Below are 13,745 nucleotides of genomic sequence, written 5' to 3'. Positions count from 1 at the left end.
CGATGACCTGCCACGTCATGGACACCCCGCGTGGAAGAATGAGTGCCCGTGGACCGACCAGCTTCCCCCGGCGACGAGGGTGCCGCACCCTCTGCTCGGGTGGTGCTGGTCGGCGGGCCGTCAGGGAGCGGCAAGTCCCGGTTGGCCGCCCTGTCCGGCCTGCCCGTCCTGAAGTTGGACGACTTCTACCGCAGCGGCGACTCGGGCGGACTCCCCCGACTGCCCGGCGGACAGGTCGACTGGGATGACCCGGACAGTTGGCACCGCGAGGCAGCGATGACGGCGATCGAGTCGTTGTGCGCCACCGGCAGCGCCGAGGTGCCGATCTACGATCTCGCGGCGAACGGTCCGCGCGGGACCGCGACGGTGGAACTCCGTGGCGCGTCGGCCTTCGTGGCCGAAGGAATCTTCGTGGCTACGTTGATCGGGCCGACGCGGGCGGGCGGCATGTTGGAACGCGCGATCTGCATCCGACGCTCCCGCTGGGTCACCTTCGTGCTGCGGTTGGCGCGCGACCTGCGGGAAAGACGCAAGCCACCGATGTTCCTGCTCCGGCGCGGGCTCGGACTGGCCCGGTCGGAGCCGGCGGCCGTGCGGGCCCTGGTGTCAGCCGGCTGCGACCCACTGTCCCTGGACGCCGCTGCGGCATCTCTGCGCACCCTGCACCGGCGGCCCCCACCCGGGTCCTGATCACCCCTGGAACAGCTGCTTGCCGAACCAGTCGCCGGCCGCACCGATCCCCGGTGGGCACGCCCAGGTGCCGCCGCCGCGGTGCACGATGTACTCGTTGAGCAGATCGTGTTGTCCGAGCTTGGTCTGCAGGGCGACGAAGTGCGCCGGATCGCGCTGGAAGCTGACGAAGAACAGCCCGGCGTCGAGGCGTCCGGTCGCGTCCAGTCCGTCCGTGTAGTTGTAGCCGCGACGCAGGATCCGCACGCCGTCGTTGCTCTCCGGGGCAGCGAGCCTGACGTGGGCATCGACATCGATCACCGGGGTCCCGTCCGCGGCCTTCGCCGCGAGGTCCGGTGCGGTGAACTCGGTCCCGCCGGTCAGCGGCGCTCCTGATGCCTTGGCGCGACCGAAGATCCGCTCCTGCTCGCCGAGCACCGTCGCATCCCAGGATTCGATGATCATGCCGATCTTGCGGGCCACCAGGTAACTGCCGCCCCGCATCCAGTCCTGATCCTCGTCCTGGCCCACCCAGACATCGGTGGCGATCGCGGCGGTCTCGTCGGCATGGATGTTGCGGGTCCCGTCCTTGAACCCGAACAGGTTCCGCGGCGTCGTCTGGCCGGTACCGGTCGCCGAAGCCCGACCGAAGCCCAGCTGCGACCAGCGCAGCACCGCCGTACCACGGGCGATCCTGGTGAAGTTGCGGATGGCGTGGAAGACGACCTGGGGATCGTCCGCGCAGGCCTGCACGCACAGGTCGCCGCCGCTGAGCGCCGCATCCATGTCGCCCTCACCCGGCAGCGCGGCGACCGGTCGGAGCGCCGCGGGCATCTTGCCTGCCAGGCCGAACCTGTCATCGAACAGTGACGCCCCGAAGCCGACCGTGATGGTCAGCGAGTGCGCTCCGAGGTCCACGCCCTCACCGGTGTCGTCCGGCGGACGATCGGCCGCCGGGGTGGCACCACTGGCGGTGTTGCCGGCGGCGAAGCGGGAGGCAACCGCCGCCCAGCGACCCAGGAGTTGTTGCAGCGCCAGCGGATCGACGGCGGTGACGTCGAACGCGGCGAACATCATCTGTTCCTGCTGCCGGGTGGTGATCCCGGACTGGTGTTCGCCGTAGAACGGCACCACACCGGCGTCCGGGCCGGCGGTGTTGACCGGGTCGGCACCGGCGGTCGGTGCGACTTGGGAACCGGCAGCGACGTCACCGGAGCCGGCCGTGGGCGGCTGCGCCCGCGCCGATCCGATCGAATACCCGCCGACGCCGCCCGCAAGCAACCCCGCAGCTCCCGCCGCCGCCCCACCCAGGAATCGACGCCGCTGCAACGCCTTCGGCGCATCCGGGACGCGGTCGGGTTCGCCGGGAAGCCCGTCGTACGGCTGGTTCACGCTCGTTCCACCTTCGTCGCTCGAGATCCGTCTGGTCCGTCAGCCGGCCGCGGCGACCTTCGCGGAGAGCTGGGACAGCGGCTCCTGCACCGCGAGCAGCGCCGCGGCGAGCTTCCTGATCTCGTCCTTGGTCAGATCCCCGTACAGCGTGTAGCCACCGAGCGCCGCGGCGTCCTGATGGGTGTCGAGCAGCGTGATCAACGCGGTGAACTTCGCCGCGATCGGGTCGGCGATGCTCGGATCGATCTCGTCCAGCGCCGGCTGCAAGGCCGCGAAGGCCTGCTGCGATCCTTCGACGTTGGCGGCGAAATCGACCAGATCGATGTGCGAGTAGCGCTCCTCCTCGCCGGTGATCTTGGTCTTCTGCACCTCCTCGAGCAGCGACGCAGCACCGTTGGCGACCTCGTCCGGCTGATACCCGTTGCCCTTGCCTGCCTTGGTCCCGGTCTCCAGATCGGACGTCAACTGCTGCAGCTTGGCGACGTTGGCGACCAGGTCGGCGACGTACGGCTGAGCCTTCGCGACCGACTTCTGGGTGAACAGCGCCTGCTCGATCGGGTGGAAGCCCTTCCAGTCCTTCGCCGGAACGTCGCCCTCGCGCGCGTCGATGTCCGGGTCGAGATCACCGAAGGACTCGGCGACCGGCTCGATGCGCTCGAAGAACGGGCGGACCTTCGCGTAGGCCTGCTGGGACTTCGCCAGATCGCCCGACTTGACGGCGGCGGCCAGGGCACCGGTGCCCTCGACCAGGAAGCCCGCCTGCGCCGACACGTACTCGCTGTAGTCGACGGTCGCCGCCTGCAGCAGATCGCCGACGTCACCACCAACTTCTGCTGCCTTGCCGGTGACGGTGAACGGCTGGATCTCGGCGGGAGTTCCGGGGCAGTAGACCTCGTACGAGCCCCCGTCGAGGGTCATCGAGAAGGTGTTCTCGAAGCCAGGTGCCAGGTTCTCGCGCTCGCCGCGGATCCGGTCACCCTGCATCAGGTGCACCTCGGTGACGGCAGTGGCGTCGACGTTGGTGATGTCGAAGGTCACCGGACCGGCAGCCACGCTGCTGGGGGTGACTGCGCAGCCTGCGGCGTCGGTGATCTGGACCTTGACCGTGGTCGCTCCCCCGGCGCCTGCCGACCTGGAGGGTGCGGCTCCCGAGGAGGAATCGGCGGCTGACGAGGCACTCGACCCGGCGGACGGGGCGGCGGACGAGCCGGTCACGGCTGCTGATCCGGCCGGGACCGCGGCGTTGTCGGCGGTGCCGCAGGAAGCGGCCAACAGTGCGGCGGCGACGAGCGGCAGGAGGGCCAGTCGCACGGAGGAGGTACATCTCATCGGTGGGGATCTCCAGATCGGGAGGCGGACGAAGAGGCAAGGGAGCGTGGGGGTGTCGTCTCGGCGACGAGACCGGGGGCGGGATCGATGACCGGGCCGGAGCCCGGAAGGGTTTCGGGGGTGGCCTCGCGGGCGGCGGCTGGTGCAGGCCGCGCGCGGCGGCGGCGGGCCGCGAGCAGGATCAGCGCCGCGCTCCCCAGCAGCAGCCCGGACCAGACGACGAGCATCCAGGGAAGCAGCGCGCCGAAGGTCGTCGCGCGCAGCTGGGCGTTCGACAACGCTGCCGCAGCGGTCAGCCCGGTACCGGTCGATCCGGAGGCAGTCGATCCAGCGGGGGTGGCGAGCTCCGTCGAGGTGAGCTGGACGCTGCCGAGTTCCACCCGATGGGTGCGTCCGCTCTCGGCGGTGGCGATGACGGCTGCTTCGGCAGTGCCGGCGACGCCGACCGGGAGCCCGGTGGCCACGTCGACGGTGACGATCAGCTCGACTCCGACCGGCTCGGTCGTCCGCAGCGCCTGATCGGCGTCAGCAGCGCGCAGGCCCACCGGGTACCGGCCGCCGTTGAGCTTCGCGAGCTCGGCCCCGGTCATCGTGGTCGGGGAGTCCGCCGCCGGGACGACGATCCGGCCGGAGGCGTAGTCGGCCACCGACCGGCCGCCGAGCGTGCGCGTGCCGACGAGATCCAGGGTGCGCCGCTCCGCGGGCAGGTCCACCCGGACGTCGTCCGGGGCTCCCTGGAGGACGACGGTGCCGCCCACTACTGCGGTCATCCCGGCGCCGGACCGGACGGCCGCGGAGAGCGAGACGGAGGCGGTGCCGCCGTCGCCGGCAGCGGTGTGGGCGGCGGAGCTCGGCACCGTCGCCGCTGGGACCAGCAGCATCAACAGAGCGGCCGCGACCAAACCGGCGGAACCGACCGCCAGCAGCAGGCGGGCGGCGATCCGCGCGGTGAGCAGGCGCCCCGCCGGCCAGAGCACGACGGCCAGCATCGGCACGATGTACAGCAGCCAGGCGATCACCGCGACCGCCGACAGCTGGGCCTGGATCCCGAGCACCCCGCCCAGCAACGACTCCTGGACGGATCCGGGGGTGATCACCGCAGACAGGTCGATCCAGGTCTGGGTGCCGACGTTGAGCCAGTCGGCCTCGTGCGCGTGCCTCAGGCTGGACATCAACACGCCGCCGGCCACCAGCACCAGGACCCCGCCGGTGATCCGGAAGAACTTGGACAGGTTGATGCGTACACCACCGCGATAGATCAACCAGCCCAACACGATCGCCACGGCGATGCCGAGGCCGGCGCCGACGAAGGTGATCGCACCGCCCTTGGTCTGGGAGGCGGCGACCAGGAACACCGCGGTCTCGACGCCCTCCCTGATCACCGCCAGGAAGGCCATCGCGACGAGTGCGAACGTCGAACCGGCGGCCAGCGCCCCCTGCACCGCCGCGCCGAGCTCGGACTTGAGGTCCCGTGAATGCTTGCGCATCCACAGCACCATCCAGGTGACCATCACCACGGCGACGAGCCCGATGACCGTCTCCAGCAGCTCCTGCTGTCGCTGCGGCAACGACCCGGACAACAGGGTCAACGCGAGGCCGATGCCGAGGCAGATGACGACGGCGATGCCGACGCCGATCCACATCGGGCGCAGCGCCCTGCTCTTGCCGTCCTGCGTCAGGAAGGCAGCGATGATGCCGACGATGAGAGCGGCTTCGAGGCCTTCGCGCAGGCCGATGACGAACGTGGCGAGCACGACGGCTCCTTCCTGCGGCCCGTTGATTCCGGCCGAGGGGTGCTCGGTCGTGATGATCGGTCGTTCCGCGGCGGACTTCTACAACCCGTCGAGGATCAGGCTTAGGTTAGCCTCACCTGTCCATCAACACCAGAGCGGGCCTGTGTGGGGTGATCGGGAACACCCCCGAGGATCGCGACCCCACCGACGTTCGCGGACGTGACGGTCGTTTCCGCCTCACCTTCGCGGTCCCGACGGTCGCTTCCGCCTCACGTTCGCGGTCCTGACGGTCGTTTCCGCCTCACATTCGCGGTCCTGACGGTCGTTTCCGCCTCTCGTTCGCGGTCCTGGATTCGTCTGCTGGTGATCCTGTGGCCTCTGGACAGCCCAGCCGCCCGTCCCCGATCAGAAGTAGTCGCGGACGTGGAACTGTCGGCCGCCGAACACCGCATCCCAGGCCGCATCGTCGGCTGCGTCCCCGCCATGAAGATGCCCACTCATCCGCAGGTTCGCGCTGGACTGGGTGCCGGCGAAGGTGAGCGCGAGCCCCTGCGGGGTGCAGGTACGAACGCCTGGACCGCCGATGTCGGTGCGCTGACAGTCGAGCTCTCCTGCGCCGACGCGGAGCGAGTAGCTGCCGTCCTGGTCGGCCAGGAAGTGTCCGGCCACTGCGAACTCGAGGGTGGTGGTGACCACCGCGGGCGCGACACGGGCCGAGAACGCTGCCGCCACGTCGAGCACCGTCAGCATGTACGGCGTGCTCGAGACGAGCGTCCACGCCGCCACCGGCAGCACCAGACGCACGGTGTCGTCACCGGAGGTCTGCAGACGAATCTGCCCCGTGACGGAGGAGAAGCTGCCGACCACTGCCCAGAGTGCTTGCGCAGCAGCAGGTGTCAGCGCGATCAGGTCCCAGACCGCCAGCGTTGCGGTCTGGTCGTAGCCCTCACCCCGGTCCCAGGAGGCGTACCCGACGATCGCGCCATGTGCGTCTCGCACCAGGGTGATGCCGGTGAACTCCGCGGCGAGTTCCGCGTCGGTGGTGGTGAAGGAAGGTCCCGTCCTGGTCAGTGGCCCGTGCTGGCGGGACGCCCACCGCGCGTAGCAGGCGCGCACCTCGGGAATGTCGGCGGCGGTGGCCCGGTGGACCGAGATGCCCGGTGGCACCGTCATCCCGGCCACCGTCGCGGTGGGCAGTTCGATGTGGTCGAACGCGCCGACGAGCTCGTAGCCGAACTTGCGATAGATCCTCGGCGCGGTCGGGAAGAGCGTGGAGATGGCGGCTCCGCACCCGCGGGCAGCGGCGAACGTAGCCTCGAAGAGCCCGGTCAACGCACCCCGACCGCGGTCCTCGGCGCGCACGGTCACGCCGGCGATCCCCCAGGTCTTCACCTCCACCTCGGCGAAGTGGGTGGCATAGTCGCGGCCGACCACCTTGCCGATCAGTTCGTTCCCCACGAAGGCGCCGACCACGTGATCGCCCGCATCGGGCCAGTTCTCGGGCACCGGCGGAACGTCGCCGGAATGTCCGAACGCTTCGCGACCCAATTGCTTGGACGCAGCGGCGTCGTGCGGCCCCAGCTCGCGGACCTGCAGCGCGTCGCTCATGCCCTCGGCTCCACCAGCGAGTGGTCGGGCGTCGCGGTGAGCGCGCCCGAACCGGCGGAGCCGGTGTTCACCACCCCGGCCGGTTCGATCAGCAACGCACGCACCTCACCCTCGGCCCGCGGACAGTGCTGGACACCGCGAGGGACGACGAACAGCTGCCCTGCGCCGACTCGCACGTCGCCGCCGTCCTGCTCGTGCAGCTGGATCAGCAAGCTGCCCTCCAGCACCAGGAACAGCTCGTCGGTGTCCGGGTGGTCGTGCCAGACGAACTCGCCGGAGAGGCGGACCGCTTTGATCTCGTAGTCGTTGAGCCGGGCGATGAGCTTGGGGCTCCACGGCTCGTCGAACTGCCCGAACCGCTCGTCCAGGTCCACCGGAGTCTGCATCCGACCACGCTAGCGTGGAGTACATGGAGTCCGTCGAACCGCAGCACGATGCAGTCCCGAGCGCCGCCGCCGGCGATCCCACGGATCAGCACGCGGAGCGGGTCAGGGCTGCGGAGAACGCAGTGGCGCCGTGGTGGCCGCGGGCCGGTGCGGCCGGCTCCGTCCTGCTGCTGGCCACCCTGGGACTGCTCGGGGTGTTCCTGGTGGCGGCGGGGTCCGCCGGCACGCTTTCCGGGTCGTTCGTGCTGACGTCCTCGGGGACGGTCACCCTGATCGCGCTCGCCGTGGCCGCTCTCGTCCTGGTGGTGGCGACGCTGCTGATCGCGCGTCGCCGCCGGATCGGGACGACGATGGGCCTGCTTGCCGGCATCCTGCTCACCGCCGTGCTGGGCTGGGTGGCCACGTCGATCGTCTCGTTCTCGCTGCCCGACAGTACGGCCATGGTGGTGGGACTGTCAGTGGCAGCCCTCGCAGCCGCGGCTGCCACCGTGGTGCTCGCGTTGACCCAGGGACGGCTGCTGGCGTTGGGCCGGATCCGGGACGAGATCGGCGTCCGGACGTTCTGAGCCAGCTCTGCCGCCTACCCGGCGGCGCTCAGGCGCTGGGCGCCAACCGGATCCACAGGAACAGCGACATCAGCAGGGTGACGTAGAGCGGCGCAGCCAGCAGCCAGAACCACTGAACCGGTGAGCCCAGCACGGCATTGACCGTGATACAGCCGATCGCGGTGGCCACCCCGCAGGCGAGCGTGATGATCACCGAGAACCTGCGTCGGCGTCTGCGCTGCACCAGGGTCTCAGGCATGACGGGTCACGCCATCGGTCCCGGTCCCCACCCCGGCCCGACCGTCGGCGCCGGCGATCACCCTGTGCAGCAGACTCCGGAGCTCCGCCAGCGCGTCCGGGTCCAGGTCGAGACCGTCCATGACGGCCCCCGGAACCTCGAGCGCACGCTCACGCAGGGCGAGCCCCTGATCGGTGAGAGTCACCGCCAGCTGCCGGTCGTCAGCCGGATCGCGGCGCCGCTCGAGCAGGCCGGCCTGCTCGAGGCGCTTGAGCAGCGGCGAGAGGGTCGGCGGATCCAGGAAGAGCTGGTCGGACAGGGTGCGTACGGACACCGGCCCGTACTGCCAGAGCGCCAACATCACCAGGTACTGCGGGTGGGTCAGACCCAGCGGCACCAGGATCGGGCGGTAGACCCCGAGCAGTGCCCGGGACGCCACGACCATGGCGAAGCACACCTGCTCGTCGAGGGTGAGGGGGTCCGTCGCGACCGGGTCGACGGCCGGGCCAGAGGAACGGTTCGGCGCAGTGTGCATGATTCATGATTGCACGAACAGTTCGTGCTACAACTACCTGATGCCGGAGTCACCCGGAGCTCAGAGCTGCGCGCGCTGGTGCACCTGACGCTGGATGCGCGACAGCATGCCGCTCATCCCCCGCAGCCGGAGCGGGCTGACGGCATCGGTCAACGAGAGCCGCAGCGGGAAGTCGGCCGGGACAGCCACGATCTCGGATGCCGGGCGACCGTCGAGACCCTCGTGCAGGATGCCGGCGAAGCCGCGCGTCGTGGGCGCCTCCGGAGGCGCCGAGAAGAACAGCGACACGGTGGCGGTCGGCCCGGTGCCGTCCACCTCGGTGGCCAGGAAGATCGGCGACTGGCATTCCGGCACCGGCTCCAACAGCTCGGGGTGCTCCGCCAGGGCCGCCGGCAGTGCCGGCAGGCCGTCGGAGAACTCGAGCAGCATCAGCAACCTGTCGGACGGGGCGAGCTCAGCGAACTCCTCCGCGATCTGGGCGAGACCGGCGGGAAGCGGCAGCTGGTCGGCGGTCACAGCAACTCCGTCCTCATGCGGATGACGCTCCTCGCTCGCTGCCGACGGCGATCGGCACCCGTACCGCGTTGCCCCACTCGGTCCAGGAGCCGTCGTAGTTGCGCACCCGGTCGAATCCGAGCAGGTGTACCAGCACGAACCAGGTGTGGCTGGACCGTTCACCGATCCGGCAGTAGACGATCACGTCGTCGCCCGGGGCGAGTCCCTGCTCCTGTTCGTACAGCACCCGCAGTTCGTCCGCCGAGCGGAACGTGCCGTCGGCGTTCGCAGCCTTGGCCCACGGGACGGACGCCGCGCCGGGGATGTGTCCACCGCGCAGGGCACCCTCCTCCGGATAGTCGGGCATGTGGGTGCGCTCGCCTGAGTACTCCGCAGGGCTGCGCACGTCGATCAGCGGCCGACCCTTCCGGTCGGCACCGAGGTGCTCGCGCACCTCCGGCAGGAAAGCCCGGATCGGCGCGTCCTCGCGGGCCACCACCGGGTATGCGCCGGGGGCCGGCTTCGGCGCCTCGCGAGTGATCTCCCGCTCCTCGGCCAGCCACTTCGCCCGCCCACCGTCGAGCAGGCGGACGTCTGCGTGGCCGAACAGGGTGAACACCCACAGCGCGTACGCAGCCCACCAGTTCGACTTGTCGCCGTAGATGACGACGGTGTCGTCGCGGTTGATCCCCTTGCGGGACAACAGTTCCGCAAAGCCCGCGCCGTCCACGTAGTCGCGGGTCACCGGATCGTTGAGCTCGGTGTGCCAGTCGACCTTCACCGCGCCGGGGATGTGCCCGGTCTCGTACAGCAGCACGTCCTCGTCGCTCTCCACCACCACCAGACCGGGCTCACCGAGGTGCTCGGCCAGCCACTGCGTGGAGACGAGTCGTTCGGGATGCGCGTACTGCGCGAACTTCTGGTCGGGGTCGGTGCCGATCGCCGTGCTCATCTGAAGAGAACCTCCGGTGCTGATGTCTGGTGCCTGGCGGGTGTGGACGCCTGTCCAGCGTTTCATCGGTGCAACCCGGCAGGCCCGGCGGGTGTTCCTCGTCCGCCGCGGCCTCGACGGCGATGGACGAGCTGGTCGAGCGTGAAGCCGATCAGGGCGACCCACACCAGCACGAAGCCCACCCAACGAGCCGTCGACAGCTGCTCGTGCAGCACCACCGCGCCGATCACGAACTGGGTGATCGGGGTCAGGTACTGCAGGAGACCCAGCACGGTCAGCGGCAACCGGGTCGCGGCAGCACCGAAGGCGATCAACGGCAGCGAGGTGGCCAGGCCGGTGGAGATGAGCAACAGCAGGTGTCCGGTTCCCTGGGAGGTGAACGTCGACTGCCCGGAGACGGTCAGCACCACCAGGAAGCCCAGCGCCAGCGGCGTCAGCACCGTGGTCTCGACGGCCAGCGACTCCAGCGCACCGGCGTTCGCGTGTTTCTTCACCAGGCCGTAGCTGCCGAAGGAGAACGCGAGCGCCAGCGCGATCCAGGGCGGGGTCCCGGCCCCGACGGCGATCACCAGCACCGCAACCGCGGCGGTCCCGACCGCTGCCCACTGCAGCGGGCGGAGCCGCTCCTTCAGGACCACCACCCCCAGCAGGACCGTCACCAGCGGGTTGATGAAGTAGCCCAACGACGCTTCCAGGACGTGGTCGTTGTTGACCGCCCAGATGTAGACCACCCAGTTGATGCTCACCAGTACTGCGGCCAGCGCCAGCGTGCGCAGCGACCGCGCTGTGGTGAACAGGGTGCGCACACCCGGCCACTTCCGGACGACCGTGACCATCAGCGCGACCGTGAGGCACGACCACAGCACCCGATGCGCCAGGATCTCGAACGCTCCGGCCGATCGGACCAGGCGGAAGTAGAGCGGGAAGAAACCCCAGGACGCATACGCGGCCAGCCCAGCGAGCAGACCGATCCGGGCCTCGGCCTCCGCGGGAGTCCGTTCACGCGGTGCAGCGGACACGGTCAGGGCTCCTGCAAGGGTGGGCTGGCGGGATGGCGGGGGTGTGGGCAAGGAAGGCGAGGGACACGAGAGGCACTGCGCACCCTACGAGCCGCGGGTCAGGCCGCCGGCGTCAGGTCGGTCGAGGATCCGGAAACCCGGGCGAGAACAGGACGTTTCGCCGCGAAGCCGTCGCCCGGCGTCCGGCCGACCACCACGTTGCGGATCCGCGACGTGACGGTGGGCACCACCTGCCTCCGGATCCAGCCGAGGTGCGAGCGCCAGTCCGGCACCACCGGCGCGCCGTCCAGCGGTGCGCTCCAGCGCGGATCCGGCTCGACGCCGATCGCTCGCAATACCTCGGCAGCCACCCTGCGGTGGCCGGCAGCGGACAGGTGGAACCGATCGGCGCCGAAGTACCGCAGATCGTTCATCCCGACCAGGTGTTCCAGCTCGACGACCAGCGCGCCGTGCGCGGCGGCTGCCCGGCGGACCGCGGCGTTCAGGGCGGCGAGCCGCGGGCGCAGTGCGCGCAACATCGGGGTCTGCCGGGAGACGTCCCCCACGGTGAACACCACCACCAGTGGGCAGCCGGCGGTGAGTCGCGCGACCGCGTCGTCGACGCGAGCCTCGATGACGACCGGCTGATGGCCGCGTTGCAGCAGGTCGTTCACGCCTCCGAACAGGGCGATCATGTCGGGCCGGGCTGCCAGCGCACGGTGGAACTGCTCGTCGACGATCTGGTCGAGGCGCTTGCCCCGCACTGCGAGGTTGGCGTACTCCAGCTCGGGCTGGTCCTGCGCGAGGCGGCCTGCGACGAGGTCCGCCCAGCCGCGGTAGACCTCAGAGTCGGGCCAGCGGTCGTCAAGACCCTCGGCGATGCTGTCGCCGACGACGATCAATCGGGAGATGGTGGAGTGCACCGTGCGTTTCCTGTTCTGTCACCTGCTGTTCACTTCTGGTTGTAGCAGGCGAAGGTGAACGAGGAAGATCACGTCTTGACCGGCCGCCGGCCCATCGCGGCTTCGCCGCATCCAGGTGGCGGGACCGTCGGTGTCACGGGGGGACCGTGATTGTCGCGGGACCGTCAGCGTCGCGGTACCGTCAGCGTCGCGGGACCGTCAGTGTCGCGGGACCGTCAGTGTCGCGGGGACCGTCAGTGCGTGCGGTCGACCACGAACGGGAGCAGCGAGCCCAGCGCGTCCACCGAACTCGACGGCGGCAGGTCGGCAAGCGCAGCGCGGGCGGCGTAGGCGTAGTCGCCCAGCACGTCCTTGGCGCGCCGCATGCCGGTCGACTCACGCAACAACTCACGGGCCTCGGCGATCCCGGCATCGTCGGCGATCGGTCCGGAGACGAGCTGCGTCAGGCGCGGGTCCGCGTCGGGGTCGGCGAGGGTGAACAGCACCGGCAGGGTCGGCACCCCTTCCCGCAGATCGGTCCCCGGCGTCTTGCCGGAGTCGGTCGAGGTGAGGTCGAGGATGTCGTCGGAGATCTGGAAGGCGACGCCGATCGCCCGCGAGTAGCGGCGCAGCGCCCCGATCTGCTGCTCGGTGGCCCCGGAGAAGATGCCGGCGTACCGACCGCAGGTGTCGATCAGTGCTGCTGTCTTCTCATCCAGCACTCGCAGGTGGTGGGCGATCGGGTCCTGGCCGACGGACGGGCCGACGGTCTCCCTGGTCTGGCCGGTCACCAGTTCGGCGAACGTCTCGGCGATGATCCGGACCGCGTCCGGCCCCAGTCCGGCGACCAGTCGGGAGGCGTGGGCGAACAGGAAGTCGCCCGTCAGGATTGCGATCGAGTTGTCCCAGCGGGCGTTGGCGGACTTCGCCCCGCGCCGCAGGTCTGCCTCGTCCATGACGTCGTCGTGGTAGAGCGTCGCCAGGTGGATCAGCTCGGTGACCGCTGCGGCGACGATCACGTCCTCGTTGTCGGGCTGTGGGCCCACCCCGGCGGCGACCAGGGTGAACAGCGGGCGGAACCGCTTGCCGCCCGCATCCATCAGGTGCGACGCGGCCTCGGTGACGAAGGAGAACTCACTCGCGAGCTCACGGTGCAGCAGCGATTCGACCCTGGCGAGCCCGTCCGCGACGCGCGTCGACAGGTCGGGGTCGGTCAGTTCGATACCGGCCAGGGCGACGGAGGCGTTCACGCTGTCAACTTTATGTCAGTGCTGGCTGGACCCAGGTGCGACAATGGCGACACCGGGCCGTCCCGATCGACAGCTGACGAGGATCGTCCCCGGAAAGGAACTGACTGGTATCATACTGGTATCATACTGGGATGGCCATGACGATTCGACTCGACCCCGAACTGGATGCTGCGGTGCGTGAGGTGGCAGCGGCACAGAACCTCAGCAAGCAGCAGCTGATGGAGCGTGCGGCGCTCGAGTACGTCAACCGAAGTCGCCGTATCGATCGAACCATCGCCATCGCAAACCGGATCGTGGGTGACCACGAAGGTCTGCTCGATCGCCTCTCACGGTGACGGACCCCGAGCCGGAGTTCCTGACCGACGACGAGGCGTTCGCGATCGTCGACAAGCTGGGGTTCCACATCCGCGATGTGGGACTGCTGCAATCAGCGCTCGCCCGTCCCCGCACCACAGTGTTCGGGGACGATGCCTACCCGGACCTGGCGACGAAAGCGGCCGCGATGTTCGAGTCGCTCGTTCGCAACCATCCTCTGCTGGACGGCAACAAACGACTGGCCGTTGTCCTGACGTGGACCTTCCTGGCGATCAACGGGGCGGAACTCGCCCACACGGAGGATGAAGCCTACGACTTCGTCATCGCCGCCGCTTCCGGTGAGCTTTCGTTGCAAGACATGAGGTCCTGGTTCGACGAGCACCTCCGGCGCGCTTGAC

Annotated in this window: 16 protein-coding genes; 4 read left to right on the top strand and 12 right to left on the bottom strand. The window is 69.7% G+C overall.

Annotated features, from left to right (window positions below; genetic code table 11):
* The first annotated feature begins 48 nt into the window (after positions 1-48).
* Positions 49-690 carry an ATP-binding protein gene (locus ABLG96_RS05965; protein ID WP_353650471.1) on the top strand — a complete coding sequence of 214 codons (642 nt, stop codon included), beginning with the start codon at positions 49-51 and terminating at the stop codon, positions 688-690.
* Here ABLG96_RS05965 and efeB read toward each other — a convergent pair whose 3' ends face one another.
* The 5 genes from efeB to ABLG96_RS05940 all read right to left on the bottom strand — a co-directional run bounded on the left by efeB (position 691) and on the right by ABLG96_RS05940 (position 7,117).
* On the bottom strand, positions 691-2,061 hold the full coding sequence (gene efeB / locus ABLG96_RS05960; RefSeq protein ID WP_353650470.1) for an iron uptake transporter deferrochelatase/peroxidase subunit: 1,371 nt from the start codon (positions 2,059-2,061) through the stop codon (positions 691-693). It lies immediately after the preceding gene.
* Positions 2,062-2,100: 39 nt separating this feature from the next.
* The gene (efeO, locus tag ABLG96_RS05955; protein ID WP_353650469.1) at positions 2,101-3,390 is read right to left on the bottom strand and encodes an iron uptake system protein EfeO; all 1,290 of its coding nucleotides are present in this window, start codon (positions 3,388-3,390) and stop codon (positions 2,101-2,103) included.
* Entirely contained in the window at positions 3,387-5,144 is a 1,758-nt protein-coding gene (gene efeU, locus ABLG96_RS05950) for an iron uptake transporter permease EfeU (protein ID WP_353650468.1), read from the bottom strand. The genes efeO and efeU overlap by 4 nt, the downstream gene beginning before the upstream one ends.
* 384 nt (positions 5,145-5,528) lie before the next feature.
* Positions 5,529-6,731 (bottom strand): GNAT family N-acetyltransferase, encoded by a 1,203-nt coding sequence (locus ABLG96_RS05945; RefSeq protein WP_353650467.1) that lies wholly within the window; start codon positions 6,729-6,731, stop codon positions 5,529-5,531.
* Positions 6,728-7,117: a cupin domain-containing protein gene (locus ABLG96_RS05940; protein WP_353650466.1), complete on the bottom strand. Its 390-nt coding sequence runs from the start codon at positions 7,115-7,117 to the stop codon at positions 6,728-6,730. Before ABLG96_RS05940 ends, ABLG96_RS05945 begins: the two co-directional genes overlap by 4 nt.
* A gap of 23 nt (positions 7,118-7,140) precedes the next feature.
* Here ABLG96_RS05940 and ABLG96_RS05935 point away from each other — a divergent pair, with 23 nt between their 5' ends.
* Complete coding sequence (locus ABLG96_RS05935) at positions 7,141-7,683, top strand: hypothetical protein (RefSeq protein WP_353650465.1); 543 nt, start codon at positions 7,141-7,143, stop codon at positions 7,681-7,683.
* Positions 7,684-7,711: 28 nt separating this feature from the next.
* Here the strand turns inward: ABLG96_RS05935 and ABLG96_RS05930 are convergent, their stop codons facing one another.
* The 7 genes from ABLG96_RS05930 to ABLG96_RS05900 all read right to left on the bottom strand — a co-directional run bounded on the left by ABLG96_RS05930 (position 7,712) and on the right by ABLG96_RS05900 (position 13,032).
* Entirely contained in the window at positions 7,712-7,921 is a 210-nt protein-coding gene (locus tag ABLG96_RS05930) for a hypothetical protein (RefSeq protein ID WP_353650464.1), read from the bottom strand.
* Positions 7,914-8,435, bottom strand: a complete 522-nt coding sequence (locus tag ABLG96_RS05925) for a MarR family transcriptional regulator (protein WP_353650463.1) — start codon at positions 8,433-8,435, stop codon at positions 7,914-7,916. The genes ABLG96_RS05930 and ABLG96_RS05925 overlap by 8 nt, the downstream gene beginning before the upstream one ends.
* Before the next feature lie 60 nt (positions 8,436-8,495).
* Positions 8,496-8,951 (bottom strand): SufE family protein, encoded by a 456-nt coding sequence (locus tag ABLG96_RS05920; protein ID WP_353650462.1) that lies wholly within the window; start codon positions 8,949-8,951, stop codon positions 8,496-8,498.
* Positions 8,952-8,964: 13 nt separating this feature from the next.
* Positions 8,965-9,882, bottom strand: a complete 918-nt coding sequence (locus tag ABLG96_RS05915; protein WP_353650461.1) for a sulfurtransferase — start codon at positions 9,880-9,882, stop codon at positions 8,965-8,967.
* Positions 9,883-9,944: 62 nt separating this feature from the next.
* Positions 9,945-10,901 carry an EamA family transporter RarD gene (gene rarD, locus ABLG96_RS05910; RefSeq protein WP_353650460.1) on the bottom strand — a complete coding sequence of 319 codons (957 nt, stop codon included), beginning with the start codon at positions 10,899-10,901 and terminating at the stop codon, positions 9,945-9,947.
* Between the two features lie 98 nt (positions 10,902-10,999).
* The gene (locus tag ABLG96_RS05905) at positions 11,000-11,803 is read right to left on the bottom strand and encodes an SGNH/GDSL hydrolase family protein (protein ID WP_353650459.1); all 804 of its coding nucleotides are present in this window, start codon (positions 11,801-11,803) and stop codon (positions 11,000-11,002) included.
* A gap of 233 nt (positions 11,804-12,036) precedes the next feature.
* Positions 12,037-13,032 carry a polyprenyl synthetase family protein gene (locus ABLG96_RS05900; RefSeq protein ID WP_353650458.1) on the bottom strand — a complete coding sequence of 332 codons (996 nt, stop codon included), beginning with the start codon at positions 13,030-13,032 and terminating at the stop codon, positions 12,037-12,039.
* Between the two features lie 131 nt (positions 13,033-13,163).
* Here ABLG96_RS05900 and ABLG96_RS05895 point away from each other — a divergent pair, with 131 nt between their 5' ends.
* Complete coding sequence (locus tag ABLG96_RS05895; RefSeq protein WP_353650457.1) at positions 13,164-13,367, top strand: ribbon-helix-helix protein, CopG family; 204 nt, start codon at positions 13,164-13,166, stop codon at positions 13,365-13,367.
* Positions 13,364-13,744, top strand: a complete 381-nt coding sequence (locus ABLG96_RS05890) for a type II toxin-antitoxin system death-on-curing family toxin (RefSeq protein WP_353650456.1) — start codon at positions 13,364-13,366, stop codon at positions 13,742-13,744. The genes ABLG96_RS05895 and ABLG96_RS05890 overlap by 4 nt, the downstream gene beginning before the upstream one ends.
* Position 13,745: the final 1 nt, after the last annotated feature.

It is taken from the genome of Nakamurella sp. A5-74 (assembly GCF_040438885.1).
Classification (GTDB): Bacteria; Actinomycetota; Actinomycetes; order Mycobacteriales; family Nakamurellaceae; genus Nakamurella.
Note: the sequence above shows the minus strand (reverse complement) of the source record. Positions and strands in the feature narration are given on the sequence as shown.